The sequence below is a fragment of the Epibacterium sp. ABV4_022 genome (genome assembly GCF_056159345.1).
Window position 1 is genome coordinate 2058440 of the sequence record NZ_JBSWVA010000001.1, and the last position, 13703, is coordinate 2072142.

Annotated in this window: 14 protein-coding genes; 5 read left to right on the forward strand and 9 right to left on the reverse strand. The window is 61.2% G+C overall.

The window, feature by feature from the left end; genetic code table 11:
• Window positions 1-26 precede the first annotated feature (26 nt).
• The 4 genes from ACXAF5_RS09725 to guaA form a co-directional block, all read right to left on the reverse strand.
• Window positions 27-920, reverse strand: coding sequence for a DMT family transporter (locus ACXAF5_RS09725; protein ID WP_474946439.1), 894 nt, complete (start codon window positions 918-920; stop codon window positions 27-29).
• A 61-nt stretch (window positions 921-981) separates the two neighbouring features.
• Window positions 982-1782 carry a hypothetical protein gene (locus tag ACXAF5_RS09730; protein ID WP_474946440.1) on the reverse strand — a complete coding sequence of 267 codons (801 nt, stop codon included), beginning with the start codon at window positions 1780-1782 and terminating at the stop codon, window positions 982-984.
• A gap of 15 nt (window positions 1783-1797) precedes the next feature.
• Window positions 1798-2505, reverse strand: coding sequence for a sulfotransferase domain-containing protein (locus ACXAF5_RS09735; RefSeq protein ID WP_239321552.1), 708 nt, complete (start codon window positions 2503-2505; stop codon window positions 1798-1800).
• Window positions 2506-2692: 187 nt separating this feature from the next.
• Window positions 2693-4255 (reverse strand): glutamine-hydrolyzing GMP synthase, encoded by a 1563-nt coding sequence (gene guaA, locus ACXAF5_RS09740; protein WP_474946441.1) that lies wholly within the window; start codon window positions 4253-4255, stop codon window positions 2693-2695.
• A 248-nt stretch (window positions 4256-4503) separates the two neighbouring features.
• Here guaA and ACXAF5_RS09745 point away from each other — a divergent pair, with 248 nt between their 5' ends.
• The gene (locus tag ACXAF5_RS09745) at window positions 4504-6048 is read left to right on the forward strand and encodes a trimethylamine methyltransferase family protein (protein WP_474946442.1); all 1545 of its coding nucleotides are present in this window, start codon (window positions 4504-4506) and stop codon (window positions 6046-6048) included.
• 69 nt (window positions 6049-6117) lie between these two features.
• On the opposite strand, the gene ACXAF5_RS09750 is transcribed toward ACXAF5_RS09745, so the two are convergent.
• Window positions 6118-6438 carry a DUF6477 family protein gene (locus tag ACXAF5_RS09750; protein WP_474946443.1) on the reverse strand — a complete coding sequence of 107 codons (321 nt, stop codon included), beginning with the start codon at window positions 6436-6438 and terminating at the stop codon, window positions 6118-6120.
• A gap of 170 nt (window positions 6439-6608) precedes the next feature.
• Here ACXAF5_RS09750 and ACXAF5_RS09755 point away from each other — a divergent pair, with 170 nt between their 5' ends.
• The 3 genes from ACXAF5_RS09755 to ACXAF5_RS09765 all read left to right on the forward strand — a co-directional run bounded on the left by ACXAF5_RS09755 (window position 6609) and on the right by ACXAF5_RS09765 (window position 10284).
• Window positions 6609-7718 carry a DUF6456 domain-containing protein gene (locus ACXAF5_RS09755; protein ID WP_474946444.1) on the forward strand — a complete coding sequence of 370 codons (1110 nt, stop codon included), beginning with the start codon at window positions 6609-6611 and terminating at the stop codon, window positions 7716-7718.
• A 476-nt stretch (window positions 7719-8194) separates the two neighbouring features.
• The gene (lipA, locus tag ACXAF5_RS09760; protein ID WP_474946445.1) at window positions 8195-9145 is read left to right on the forward strand and encodes a lipoyl synthase; all 951 of its coding nucleotides are present in this window, start codon (window positions 8195-8197) and stop codon (window positions 9143-9145) included.
• Entirely contained in the window at window positions 9142-10284 is a 1143-nt protein-coding gene (locus ACXAF5_RS09765) for an amidohydrolase (RefSeq protein WP_474946446.1), read from the forward strand. The genes lipA and ACXAF5_RS09765 overlap by 4 nt, the downstream gene beginning before the upstream one ends.
• A gap of 53 nt (window positions 10285-10337) precedes the next feature.
• On the opposite strand, the gene hpt is transcribed toward ACXAF5_RS09765, so the two are convergent.
• Window positions 10338-10874, reverse strand: a complete 537-nt coding sequence (gene hpt / locus ACXAF5_RS09770) for a hypoxanthine phosphoribosyltransferase (RefSeq protein WP_239321541.1) — start codon at window positions 10872-10874, stop codon at window positions 10338-10340.
• A gap of 74 nt (window positions 10875-10948) precedes the next feature.
• Here hpt and ACXAF5_RS09775 point away from each other — a divergent pair, with 74 nt between their 5' ends.
• Window positions 10949-11395 (forward strand): type II toxin-antitoxin system RatA family toxin, encoded by a 447-nt coding sequence (locus ACXAF5_RS09775; protein WP_239321539.1) that lies wholly within the window; start codon window positions 10949-10951, stop codon window positions 11393-11395.
• A 34-nt stretch (window positions 11396-11429) separates the two neighbouring features.
• Here ACXAF5_RS09775 and ACXAF5_RS09780 read toward each other — a convergent pair whose 3' ends face one another.
• From ACXAF5_RS09780 to ACXAF5_RS09790, 3 genes are read right to left on the reverse strand one after another with little or no spacing between them, the layout of a single operon-like run.
• Window positions 11430-11909 (reverse strand): CinA family protein, encoded by a 480-nt coding sequence (locus ACXAF5_RS09780; protein WP_474946447.1) that lies wholly within the window; start codon window positions 11907-11909, stop codon window positions 11430-11432.
• Complete coding sequence (locus ACXAF5_RS09785; protein ID WP_474946448.1) at window positions 11906-12403, reverse strand: phosphatidylglycerophosphatase A family protein; 498 nt, start codon at window positions 12401-12403, stop codon at window positions 11906-11908. The genes ACXAF5_RS09780 and ACXAF5_RS09785 overlap by 4 nt, the downstream gene beginning before the upstream one ends.
• On the reverse strand, window positions 12400-13548 hold the full coding sequence (locus ACXAF5_RS09790) for a bifunctional 2-C-methyl-D-erythritol 4-phosphate cytidylyltransferase/2-C-methyl-D-erythritol 2,4-cyclodiphosphate synthase (RefSeq protein ID WP_474946449.1): 1149 nt from the start codon (window positions 13546-13548) through the stop codon (window positions 12400-12402). Before ACXAF5_RS09790 ends, ACXAF5_RS09785 begins: the two co-directional genes overlap by 4 nt.
• Between the last annotated feature and the right edge of the window lie 155 nt (window positions 13549-13703).

A 13703-nucleotide genomic window follows, 5' to 3' on the forward strand; every position in this document is an offset into this window, starting at 1 on the left:
GACGTCACCTTTTTGCGGGAAACCGGCTACTGTTGCCGAGAGGATACAATATTGATGAAATTCCCGGTAAAGATGAGTGCGGCACCGACGAACAGCCAGATCTCGACCGACTCACCGTAGATCAGCCAGCCCAGCAGGGCGATGAAGGGCAGGCGGGCGAAATCCACCGGCACCACCACCGCAGCGGGCGCCAGAGACAGCGCGTTGGTGATGCAGAAATGGGCGCTCAGACCGGCGCAGCCGATGATCAGCAGGAACGGCAGGCTCTGGGCATCAGGCAAGGCCACATCCAGATCATAGCCGGCAAAGAGAATGCCCAAGACCAGCTGCATCAGGGTCAGCCAGAACATGATCGACCAGATGCTTTCGGTCCGGGTCAGACGCTTGGTCGCGATATTGGTCAGGGCAAAGAACACGGCAGATCCGGCGGCGCAGGCGAGCCCGATATTGAAGGTCGCGGGGCTGGGGCGGGCCACGATGAGGATGCCGACAAACCCGAGGCTGACCGCCAGCATGCGCATCCGCGTCAGCCGTTCTCCGAGCAGGAGTGGCGCCAGCAGGATCACCCAGATCGGCGAGGTGAACTCCAGCGCAAAGACCTGCGCCAGCGGAATCGCTGACACCGCATAGAACCACAGGTTCTGGCCGGTAAAATGCGCCATGTTGCGCAGGCCGTGGTGTTTCAGCCGTTCGGTGCTGACCTGGGGCCAGCGCCGCAGCGCGGTGATCATCGCGGCCACCACCACGACGCCGACCAGGCTGCGGTACATCATGATCTCAAAGGTATCGAGCGACAGGCTGGCCTCGCGACCGGCGATCGCCATGGCGGAGAACGACAGGATGGCGCCGATCATCCAGGTGGCGGCGCGCAGCAGGGTGCTGTCGCGTGCGGCGTCGGCTTCGGCGATACGATCTTGCATGGTGTCCCCCTGCTGCTCTGCTGTGCAATTGGGGGACAAATCAGTGCCGGGTCAACCCCGGTCAGGCCGCAGCCTGCCGGTCAGCCATGTCGAGTGAGCCGTTGACGGCGATATATTTGTCCACCAGCGCCTCCGGGTCGAATTTATGCCGCCGGATTGCGATATCGATCTGATCCACCAGTTCATCGGAGGTGGCGACGGCATTGGCGTTTTTCTTGGGCGGCAAGACCGGCGCGGTGTCCTGTCCAAGCGCGCTCAGCAACGCGGCGGCGCCTTGCGGGCGGGTGATCTCTTCGAGTTGCGCGCGGACAAACCGGATGCGGTCGCCGAAAACGCGCTCGTAATAGGTCTGGCGGCATTCCATTTCCAACGTGTACCAGATCGCATGCCCAACCGGCCCCATCGGTAGAAACGGCACCGCGCTGACCATGCTGTTGGGGTATTGCGGCGCCAGATACCATTGCCACAGCAGGGTGATATTGGTGAAGTCGTGCCGATTGACATAGCTGGCGCATTGCCGGGCCAGGTCGCGACGCAGCACGATCACCGTGGTGTCGGCGTTGCGGGGGTGGTCGACAAGCGCCTCGATCAGACCGCATTTCCCCAGCGTGTGATTGGTTTCGCCGTAGGGCGTCTGCTGGGGCAACGCGTCCAGCTTGCTTTGCCAGAACGCGCGGATCTCCGCGTTTGAGCCGTAGGTGTTGAAGCTGCGCATCAGGCGGATGTCGGGCATGCGGGTGCCGAAATCCTCGATCCCGAGCGGTTCGTGAATGGCATTGATGCCCAGGTTGGTGCTAAGGAACTCCGCCAGCCAGGAAGATCCTGACCGGCCGGCCGCGAGAGAGAAATAGACTTGGCTCATGGGGAGGTCCTTTGGTCAGGCAGCGGATTGCAGCGGATGGGCATAGCCGAAGGCGTCGATCTGGGCGCGACAGGCGCGTGCGACGGTCGCTGCGGCCTCCGGATGGCGTTGATACATGTCCTGCATCGAGGTCCCGGTCTTGGGGCGAATGTCCGCCTTGCTCTTGAGGACATCCAGAACATCGGCCAACCCCTTGATCCCGAGGGAATCTATGTCGTCATGGAGGTGCTCGTAGCGCAGGTAGTGATCCATGCGTGCGGGGCCTTCCAGCGGTGCGATCTGGTCGTTGAAGTTGAGACCATCGCCGAGGGCGGCGACAAACTGGCCAAAATCGACCCCCTGCGCCGCCAGATTGCTGACATGGTCCTGCCAGAAGTACATGGAGATCGCCACGTCATACGGGTTGCGCACCAGGGTCACCTTTCGGTAGCTCTCCCACAATTCTGCCGGCACCGCCGCCTGAATGTCGGGGGCGGGCATATGGTTGTAGAAGGTCGCGGGTGATCGGAATTCGCCGCGTCCCGCACCAAGCTGCCAGACAGGGGTCTGATAGTTCTGTGCGCCGCGACAGCCCAACTGCCGCCGCATCTCCTCGTCCACCGGAGAGATCGGGGTGATGGTGCAATCCGGCCCGCAAAGCCCGGACAACGCGATTTCAAAGGAGGTCCCCGCGACCTTTTTTGTTTTTACAAAAATGAGCCGCTGCGTGTGACAGATGATCATGTGCCGCCTTTTGGGTTGGCACCGTCGGAAACGGGTGCTTGAGAGATGTCCCCTGTTTCTACCCCGGCGGGGTTAAGGGCGGGTTGACCGGCTTAAGATAAATTCTCCGCAAATAGACACGCAAAACCCCGGCGCTTTGCAGGCCGGGGTTTTGATCGGTGTTCGGGGTGTTTCAGAGGGGGGGGGGTTATTCCCACTCGATCGTGCCCGGAGGTTTGGAGGTGATGTCATAGGTGCAGCGGTTGATGCCCTTGACTTCATTGATGATCCGCGTGGCGGTCTCACCAAGGAATTCATGGCTGAATGGGTAGTAATCCGCCGTCATGCCATCCACCGAGGTGACCGCGCGCAGCGCGCAGGCATAATCATAGGTGCGGCCATCGCCCATCACGCCCACGGTACGCACCGGCAGGATCGCCACAAAGGCCTGCCAGATCTCGTCATAGAGACCGTGCTTGCGGATCTGGTCGATGTAGATCGCATCCGCCTCGCGCAGGATGTCCAGCTTGTCGCGGGTGATCTCGCCAGGGCAACGGATTGCCAGACCGGGGCCGGGGAAGGGGTGCCGTCCGATGAAACTGTCGGGCAGGCCCAGTTCACGCCCCAGGGCGCGGACCTCGTCCTTGAACAGCTCGCGCAGCGGCTCCACCAGTTTCAGGCCCATTTTCTCGGGCAGGCCACCGACGTTGTGGTGCGATTTGATCGTCACGGACGGTCCGCCAGAGAAGGAGACCGACTCGATCACATCCGGGTAGAGCGTGCCCTGGGCGAGGAACTCGGCACCCTCGATCTGATCGGCGTATTTCTGGAACACGTCGATGAACAGTTTGCCGATGATCTTGCGCTTGGTTTCCGGGTCGGACTGACCTTCGAGTTCGCCCAGGAACAGCTCGGTCTCATCCGCGTGGATCACCTGAAGATTCATGTGATCGCGGAACATGCCGACGACCTCTTGCGCCTCGTTCTTGCGCAACAGGCCATGGTCCACAAACACGCAGGTCAGCTGGTCGCCGATCGCCTCGTGGATCAGGGCCGCCGCGACCGAGCTGTCGACGCCGCCGGACAGGGCGCAGATGACCTTCTTGTCGCCGACCTGTTGGCGGATGGTTTCGACCATCTGCTCGCGGTAGGCGCCCATGGTCCAGTCGCCCTCAAACCCGGCCAGACGCACGAAGTTCTCATAGAGCGTCTTGCCGTTCGGGGTGTGGTGCACTTCGGGGTGGAACTGCACGGCGTAGAAGTTGCGCTCCAGATCCGCCGTGATCGCAAAAGGCGCATTGGGCGAGGTGCCGTAGACCTTGAAACCAGGTGCGATTTCAGAGACATGGTCGCCGTGGCTCATCCAAACCTGTTCGGTCTGATCGAGGAACCAGCCGCTCAGCATGTCGATCCGCTCTTCGGTGGGCGTCACATAGGCGCGGCCGAATTCCGCGGTGCCATGACCGGAGAGAACGGTGCCGCCGAGCTGGTGCATCATCACCTGCTGACCGTAGCAGATGCCCAGGATCGGCACGCCGTAGTCAAAAATCTCCTGCGGCGCACGGGGCGATCCCTCGCGCGTCACGCTGTCAGGACCACCAGAGAAAATCACCGCCTTGGGCGCAAACTTGCGCACGAAGTCCATGGTGACATTCTGGTAGGGGTGGATTTCGCAATAGACGCTCAGCTCACGCAGGCGACGCGCGATGAGCTGCGTTACCTGGCTGCCGAAGTCTATGATTAAGAGGCGGTCATGGGCTGTCTCGGTCATGCTTGGCTCTTAGGGTCTGGCGGGACGTCTGGCAAGAGGTCAGATCGGTCCCCGAGAGGGTTTTCGCGCGAATGCCGGCGGGCGGGGGACGTGCCGGGCGCGGCGGGGGCGCAAAATCCGAGTGCAAAGCCGCAAAATCCATGTCGGGATGTCGTATTTATGCGAGAATGGCCGTTATCCTTCGACGGTGCCAGCAATTGCTTCGATAATTAGTCTGCACAGAATTCATACTGTCGCGAGGTATAACAATGACAGATGCAGCACCACGTCGCCGCAGCCGGGGAGGCGGAGGCGCCGCCCGTCGCGCGGAACGGACCAGCGTCAAGATCGAGACAGCGAAATACATCGAACGGAACATTCCGAACTTCGAGGTGCTGGACGAAGAAGCGCTCCAGATCATCGAGACCAACGCCGAGACCATTCTCGAAGAGGTCGGCGTCAATTTCGTCGACAATCCGGCCGCTCTGGACCGCTGGCGCGAAGCCGGGGCCGACGTGCAGGGCGAGCGGGTGCGCATTCCGCGTGGTCTGGCGCGCAAACTCTGTGAAACCGCACCGAACCAGTTCACCCAGCACGCCCGCAACCCCGAGAAATCCGTGGTCATTGGCGGCAAGAACCTTGTGCTGGCCCCGATCTACGGTCCGCCCTTCGTGCGCGATGCCAATGGTGGCCGCCGCTATGCGACGCTGGAAGATTTCCAGAAGTTCGTGAAACTCGGCTATATGTCCAAGTGGCTGCACCATTCCGGCGGCACCGTGTGCGAACCCACCGATGTGCCGGTGAACAAGCGTCACCTGGACATGCTGATGGCGCATATGGAGCTGAGTGACAAACCCTTCATGGGGTCGGTCACCGAACCGAGCCGCGCCCAGGACACCGTCGACATGTGTTCGATCCTGTTCGGCAAGGATTTCGTGCAGGAAAACACCGTGACCACCTCGCTGGTCAACATCAACTCGCCGATGACTTTCGACGAAGTGATGATGGGCGCGCTGGAAATCTACGCGCAGAACAATCAGGCCTGCATCATCTCGCCCTTCATCGTTGGCGGCGCGATGGCGCCGGTGTCCGTCGCGGGCACGCTGACCCAGGTTCTGGCAGAGGTTCTGGCCGGCGTCGCCTACAGCCAGCTGATCCGTCAGGGCGCGCCTGTGATCTTTGGCGCCTTTGTGTCCTCGATCGACATGAACTCCGGTGCGCCCACCTTCGGCACCCCCGAGGCCTCGCTGGTGACCTATGGTGCCGGCCAGCTGGCGCGGCGCCTGAACCTGCCGTTCCGCTCTGCCGGGTCGTTCTGCGGCTCCAAACTGCCGGATGCGCAGGCCGCCTATGAGACCGCGAACTCGCTGAACATGGGGCTGCTTGCCGGTGTCAACTTCATGCTGCACTCCTGCGGTTGGCTCGAAGGTGGGCTGGTTGCCGATTTCGAGAAATTCGTGATGGACGCCGATCAGCTTGGTGTGCTGCATGGCCTCGCCAAGGGCGTGTTCGCCGACGAAAACCATCAGGCCATGGACGCCATCCGCGAGGTTGGCCCCGGTGGTCACTACCTCGGCTGTGCCCACACCCAGGCGAACTTCAAAACCGCGTTCTGGAAATCCGAACTGCTCGACTACAAGCCCTTCGAACAATGGGAAGAAGAGGGCGCGCGCGACACCTACAAGCTCGCCTCCTCCCGCGTGGATCACCTGCTTGCGACCTACAAGCAGCCAGAGATGGATCCCGCAATCCGCGAGGCCCTTATGGCCTATGTCGCGGAGAAGAAAGCCTCGATGCCGGATGCCTTCATGTAAGCCAGTCGGCGACATCTTTATATGATTCAAATTCGGCGCCCCTGTGGCGCCGTTTTTGTTGTCACCCGCCTACTGCGCGTCTGTTTGCAACGCGCCAGTGCCCGCAGCCCGAGTCGTCAGGAACAGCCGGCTTTCCGCAGCCAGGGCGATCAGCACGTCCACGTGACGCACCAGGGAATACCCCGGGTCGCGGGTCTTTCGTGCGGCTTCCTGATGCGCTTCGAGATCGAGCAGCCGCATCAGGATCGGCGCCGGTCGTGAGGGGCAGCTCGCCCCCAGCAGACGTTTCAGGTCACGGGAGCGGGAATACTCGCTGGCGCCGATACGCGCCGCCCGGGACAGAAGGCGCGGCCGGCTGAGCGTGGTGAGACGTGTGGCAAGATCCTGCATGACATTCCCCTATTAACCTGTGAACAACAGGGGAATAATACTCAACCCCAGCGGGTGTTGCGGAAACGGGCAAAGCAGCGAACGGTGCATTTTCAATAGATTTGATAATCTATGGCAAGGTTTCACGGCCGTCATAATTCAATCGTTCGCGGGAAGGGAGGAGACACCCGGTGACATCCTGTCGCCGCGCCTCTGCCATCTGTGTCCCGGAACTCTATTGGGGGTCAATTATGGATGAGGTGACCGGACCGGAGCTGCCGGATTGGGTTTCTGTAGAGGTGCGTCGTTATCTGGAACATACCGTGGCACAGGTTTCGATCCGGGAGCTGGCCCGCAAGGCGGACTGTCATGCGTCCACGGTGTTGCGACAGATCCGACGGATGGAGACACTGCGCGAGGATCTGCTGGTCGACGGGGCATTGCAGCGCCTGACGGATGTCTTCTATGATCGCCCCTGCAACAAAGAGGGTCCTTGCGGAAAAACGTATTTTTCCGAAGAGGATACGGTGCATTGTTTGACCTTGCTGTCGCATTCCGGGGCGGTGCTTGCGGCCAGCCGGGATATGCCCAAGGTGCTCATCCTGCGCGAACTGGATGATGAGATCCAAAAGACCGTCGTCGCGCGCGGTCTGGCCGAGGTGCTGGCGCTGCGCGACTGGATTGCCTGTTTTGCCTCCGGGCGCGTGTATCGGTATCGCATCACCAAGGAGGGGCGTCAGGCCCTGGCGGATCTGCTGGCCGCCGCAGAGCAGCGTCGCCGCAGGCGTCAGGAAAGCCTGACCCAATCCGGTGTGGCCGGGGTGATTGCGTCCCATGACACCGATGACCGGACATCCCAGCGCCGGCCGCGATACGGTATCCAGGAAACACCGCTGCAGGTCCTGGCGCGTCTGACGGATCGCGATGGAAACCCCTTCCTCACCCCAGAAATGATCAGAGCGGGCGAGAGGTTACGAGAAGACTTTGAACTGGCGCAGATCGGCCAGCATGTCGCGCGGGAACAAGCGGTCTTTGCCGATAAGGGCTCTGATCAGGAACGGCAAGACTTGCATCGACCGGCGCAGGAGGCGTTTCAGCGTGCGTCAAACGCGCTCTGTGCGCTTGGTCCCGGGTTGAACGACATCGCGCTGCGGTGCTGCTGTCATCTGGAGGGGTTGGAGGCCGCGGAACGGGAGCTGGGCTGGTCAGCGCGGTCGGGCAAAATCGTGCTGCGCATCGCATTGGCGCAGCTGCACGAATACTACAGCGCGCTACCCCCGCAAAGTCAGATGATTGGCTGATAAAAATCACACTCGGTCAGCTCCATAAAAGAAACGGCAATTCACACGCCAGAATAATCACGCAAGAATTATTTGGGCCCTGGGGCGAATGGAGAACAAATGTGGGGTATTTAGAGGTTTGGGTTTGATGGAATTATAGATTGTGCAATCACAGGTGGTTTTTGGCATGTCGAAATCAAAGATCTGTCCGAACGAAATCAACGGGGCTGAAGAACCACAGAAAGAGCGGTTTTGATTTGGCGACGGCCCATTTCGTAACGAAATTCGAGCTTCACCTGTAAACGCGGTGACGCCGGTCGCTGTGGCACGGGCTGTCCCGGTCGGCGCGTCAGCAGTTTCGGCGCCGTGGTGGCAGGATTAGGTATTTAAAGGCAATTGGTTGCACCACGCTCAAACCGGCCATGCAGCACTGGCCGTGGTCCACCGGTACTGTTATGTTACGCTCCAGTACCTGCCGCAGTCACAAGGAAGACCCTGTGCGAGATCTGAAGATCCCGGAGCAGCGCCACCCGGAAAAGGCGCACCGTCCCGATAATGCTCAGCCGAAGAAGCCAAGCTGGATCCGCGTCAAGGCGCCGGGCGGCAAGGGCTATGCCGAGACTCATAAAATCATGCGCGAGAACAACCTCGTCACGGTGTGCGAGGAAGCGGGCTGCCCGAATGTCGGCGAATGCTGGAGCCAGGGCCACGCCACCATGATGATCATGGGCGAGATCTGTACGCGCGGCTGCACCTTCTGCAACATTGCAACCGGCCGGCCCGATACGCTTGACGCCTTTGAGCCGGGGCGCGTCGCACATGCGGTGCAGAAACTCGGCCTCAATCACGTTGTGATCACATCGGTGGACCGCGACGACCTCGACGATGGCGGGGCGGAGCATTTCGCCCAGACCATTCGTGCGGTGCGGCATCGCTCCCCCTCGACCACGATCGAGATCCTGACGCCCGACTTTCTGAAATGTGCCCCCGAGGTGCTGGAGGCCGTCGTCGAGGCGAAACCGGATGTGTTCAACCACAACCTTGAGACCGTGCCCGGCCTTTACCCCGAGGTTCGCCCGGGCGCGCGCTACTTCCACTCGCTGCGCCTGTTGCAACGGGTCAAGGAGCTGGATCCGAGCATCTTCACAAAGTCGGGCATCATGGTGGGGCTGGGCGAACAGGCTCCGCAGGTGAAACAGGTGATGGACGACATGCGCGCTGCGGATGTGGATTTCCTGACCATCGGCCAGTATCTGCAGCCGACGCCGAAACACCACGCGGTGGATCGGTTTGTCACGCCGGAAGAGTTCGAATCCTATGAGAAATCCGCCTATGGCAAAGGGTTCCTGATGGTCTCCGCGACGCCTCTGACCCGGTCCTCCTATCATGCCGGCGATGACTTTGCGAAACTGCGGTCGGCGCGGAACGCCAAGCTCGGACTGGCATGACGCCGGACCAGCTGGGCCGCCTGACCGCGCTGCGGCATGGGTTTCACTCTGCGCCGGAACTGTCTGGCGCAGAACAACAAACCGCAGCCCGTGTGGTCGAGATCCTTGGCGGCTATGCGCCGGACGAGATTTTGACGGGTCTCGGAGGGCATGGTGTGGCCGCCGTGTTTCAGGGCCAGGAGCCAGGGCCGACTCTGGCCATCCGCTGTGAATTGGACGCGCTACCGATCCCTGAGCAAACCCACCTGAGCTATGCGTCACAAGTGCCTGGTTCAGCGCATCTTTGCGGGCATGACGGGCATATGGTCATGGTGCTTGCCGTGGCAGAGGCGCTGTCCGAGCGCCGCCCCCAGTCCGGGCGCGTGGTGCTGATGTTCCAGCCGGCCGAGGAAACCGGAGAAGGCGCGATCGCTTATCGGGCTGATCCCAAGTTTGCAGCAATCTCGCCGGATATGGTCCTGTCTTTGCACAATCTTCCGGGGCTTGAACTCGGGGCGGTATCCCTGCCCAGGGCGGCTGCCAATTGTGCCTCTCGCGGTGCGCGTATCCGGTTGCAGGGGCGTACCTCCCATGCTGCGGCGCCGCAGGACGGGGTGTCGCCGGCTCCGGCGCTGGCGGTGCTGATGCAGGATCTGGCCGCTCTTGGCACCGGCGGCGATCTGGATGAAGAGTACGCGCTCACCACCGTGACTCATGCCAAACTGGGCGAGCCGACCTTTGGCGTTGCACCGGGTGTGGCGGAGCTCTGGGTGACCCTGCGCACTGTGACAGACGAGAGAATGCAGGCGCTGACCGATGCGCTCTTATCCCGGGTTGCCGCCTGCGCGACCAAACACGGGCTTTCGCATCAGATCACCTATCACGACGTCTTTGAGGCCTGCACCAATGCGCCCGAAGCGGTGGCCGTGATCGAGGCGGCCTGCCGCGCAGGGGACGTCCCGGTGACGCTCTGCGATCATCCGCAAGCGTTTTCCGAGGACTTTGGCCAATTTGCCCATTCGGCGAAATCCGCGATGTTCTGGTTGGGCGCCGGAGAGGGTCATCCGCAGCTTCACAATCCGGACTATGATTTCCCTGACGCGCTGATCCCGATCGGCAGCGGCATATTTCTGAGGTCCATTTACAGCGTCTTGGGGTAGCCGCCGGTCACAGAGGTTGAACCGGCGCGCTTCGGCCCGTTGGCACAACAGGCTCAGGTAAAGCGGACCTTGCCGATGTGGGGCAGGTTGCGATTGCGCTGCGCAAAATCGATGCCATAGCCCACGACAAATTCATCCGGGATTTCAAACCCGATCCAGTCGGCGCGGAAATCCACCTCGCGGCGGGAGGGTTTGTCGAGCAGGGCGATGGATTTGAGGCGCGCGGGCTTGCGGCTCTTGAGGAGGGAGATCACGTGATTCAGCGTGTGACCGGTGTCGACGATATCCTCGACCACCAGCACGTCGCGCCCTTCAATTGCGCCGCGCAAGTCTTTGAGAATACGCACCTCTCTGCTGCTTTCCATACCGTCGCCATACGAGGACGCCTCAAGGAAATCCACCTCGATCGGCAGGTCCAGCTCTCGCACCAGATCGGCGATGAACACGAAACTGCCGCGCAACAGGCCCACGACCACCAGCTTGTCGGTGTCGCCAAACTCGGCGGTGATGTCGCCGCATAGCTCTTCGATTCGTGCAGCGATGGCCTTGGCCGAGATCATTACATCAATGACATATGGTCGCTCTGACATGCTTGCCCCCTTGAATTTCGCACGCGTTCATAGGACACCACGCGCCACCTGTACAGAAGACGAATTGAGCTGAGATGCCAACACATTCGGAAACCCGCCCGATGCCCTATAGCGCCCAGCAGATGTATGATCTGGTGGCAGATGTGGGATCATACCCGAAATTCCTGCCGTGGTGCGCCGCCGCGCGCATCCGCAGTCGCACGCCGCAGGGTGCATCCGAGGTGATGGAGGCGGATCTGGTGATTTCCTTCAAGGTGTTTCGGGAACGCTTTGGCAGCCGCGTGGTGCTGCACCCCGATGAACACAAGATCGATACCGAATACCTCGATGGGCCGTTTCGCTACATGAAGTCCAACTGGGCGTTTGCCGATCGTGCGGATGGCGGCTGTGACGTGAGTTTCTTTGTCGATTTCGAGTTCAAGAACGCCGTGTTGCAGGGGATCATCGGTGTCGTCTTCAACGAGGCGATGCAGCGGATCGTGCGCGCGTTTGAACGCCGCGCAGCAGAGCTCTATGGCTGAAGATATCAGGCTCTAACAAGGGGATTTTGGCGTTTTAGGCGGTGCGCCGCTCCAACGCGCGCTGGAGCATTGCAAGCGCATGATCCCGGCTGGCAAGGCGCACCTTGTCCCGTCCCAGCGGGCCAAAATCCACCAGTTCTGTCACCGTCTCTGCGCCGGATTGCGCTAGACCAAAACAGACGCGCCCTTCGGGTTTGTGCTCTGATCCCCCGGGCCCAGCGATGCCGGTGACGGACACCGCAAAGGTGGTTCCCGCTGCGCGCAGCGCGCCCTCGGCCATCTCACGCGCGGTCTCTTCGCTCACCGCGCCAAAATCCTTGAGTGTTTGAGCACTTACACCAAGCATCTGCATCTTTGCCGCGTTGGAGTAGGTGACAAACCCCCGGTCCACCACCTCAGAAGAGCCGGGAATATCCGTCAGCGCGGCGGCGATCATGCCTCCGGTGCAGCTCTCAGCGGTGGCAAGGGTTGCGCCTTGCGCTTTAGCAAGATCCAACAAGGTGTTGATATTCATAGCCCAAGCACCCCATGCGAGAACCCCGCCAGAAGGGCGATGCCAATCCCGGCCATGACCCCGGCGATCACATCATCCATCATCACACCAAACGGGCCTTTCTTGCGGTCCGCCCAGCCAACAGGCCCCGGTTTCCAGATGTCGAAGAGGCGAAACAGGATGAAACCTGCAACCCAACCGGGCCAAAGCGCTGTGATATCCAGACCTTTCATCCAAGCAGGCAGCGAGATCGCCCAGAGCGCCAGCATCTGCCCGGCAAGTTCATCCAGTACAAATTCCGATGGATCCAGATCTTCCTGACCGCGAGTCATCTCTGTGGCGGCCCAGAGGCCAACAAGGATCGCGAGGACCGTGATCACCGCCAGCAGAGGAAAGCCACCAGCCACATGCAGCGCATAGGTCACGGGCAGCGCGACCAGCGATCCCCAGGTGCCGGGGGCAGGGCGTAGATATCCGACACCACAACAGGTTCCAAGGAGTTGTGGAAGTGTCATGTGCGCACCAGCGTTGCGGTGGCAAGCGCCGCAATCCCCTCGCCACGGCCGGTAAAGCCCAGACGTTCGGATGTTGTGGCCTTCACCGACACGCGGTCACGATCAAGCCCCATGATCTTGGCCATTTGCGTGCGCATGGTCTCGGCGTGGGGGCCGATTTTGGGAAACTCACAGACCAGCGTACAGTCGACATTGCTGATGACAAAGCCTTTGGAGCGGGCGAGATCCACCGCATGACGCAGGAAAATCTCTGACGCAGCACCTTTCCACTGCGGGTCGCTGGGCGGGAAGTGACGTCCGATATCGCCCTCCGCCATCGCCCCATAGAGCGCATCCGTCACCGCATGCATGCCCACATCGGCGTCCGAGTGGCCTTGCAAGCCGCGGTCATGGGGGACCTTTATGCCGCAGAGGATCACGTGATCACCGGGGCCAAAACGATGAACGTCGTAGCCGTTGCCCAGTCTGATATCCGGAATGCCGTCCATGCTGCTCCTCAATATATGTTCGGCGCGGGCAAAATCCTCGGGCCGGGTGATCTTGATATTGTTGACGTCGCCTTGTGTGATGCGGACGGGTAGCCCTGCCTTTCGCGCGACCTCCACATCGTCTGCCGCCACCTCATCCAGTGCAAGATGCGCCGCAAGGATTGCGTCAAAATGAAACGCCTGCGGGGTTTGCGCGGCAAACAAGGCGTTGCGGTCCTGGGTGCCGGTGACATGGCCCTCAGCCCCGGTCCAAAGCGCATCTGTCACCGCAAGCCCCGGTGCGGCGGCGGGGGCGTGATCCAGAGCGGTGAGTGTTTCATGGATCACCTGCGTGCTCACACAGGGGCGGGCAGCATCGTGGATCAGGACGCGCGTGATGCCGTGATCTTTGAGCGCGATCAACCCGTTGCGGACCGAGGTTGACCGGTCAGCGCCACCATCGGCAAACAGAAGATTATTGTGACCTGCGAGCGCCTCTGCCGCGTGCTCATTCTCCGGATCGCGCACCACCATGATCGTGTCGCAGCCCGCACGTTTGAACGCTGCGATGGTCCAGTCGATCACCCGCTGCCCCGCCAAGGGGCGCCACTGTTTGGCCATGCCGCCGCCGGCGCGGGTTCCTTTGCCAGCGGCAACAATCAAAACGGCGATGGTCATGGCGAGAGACACGTCCTGAGCTGGGGCAATCTTTCGGCGTGTTTACGGTGCGGTGGATAAACTGGCAACGCCCCGAGGTGATATGCACAAAAATTAGGCAACACACCCGATATGCCGGGCTGGAATGGCGTGTTGGAATGGAGCATAGCTCCGTT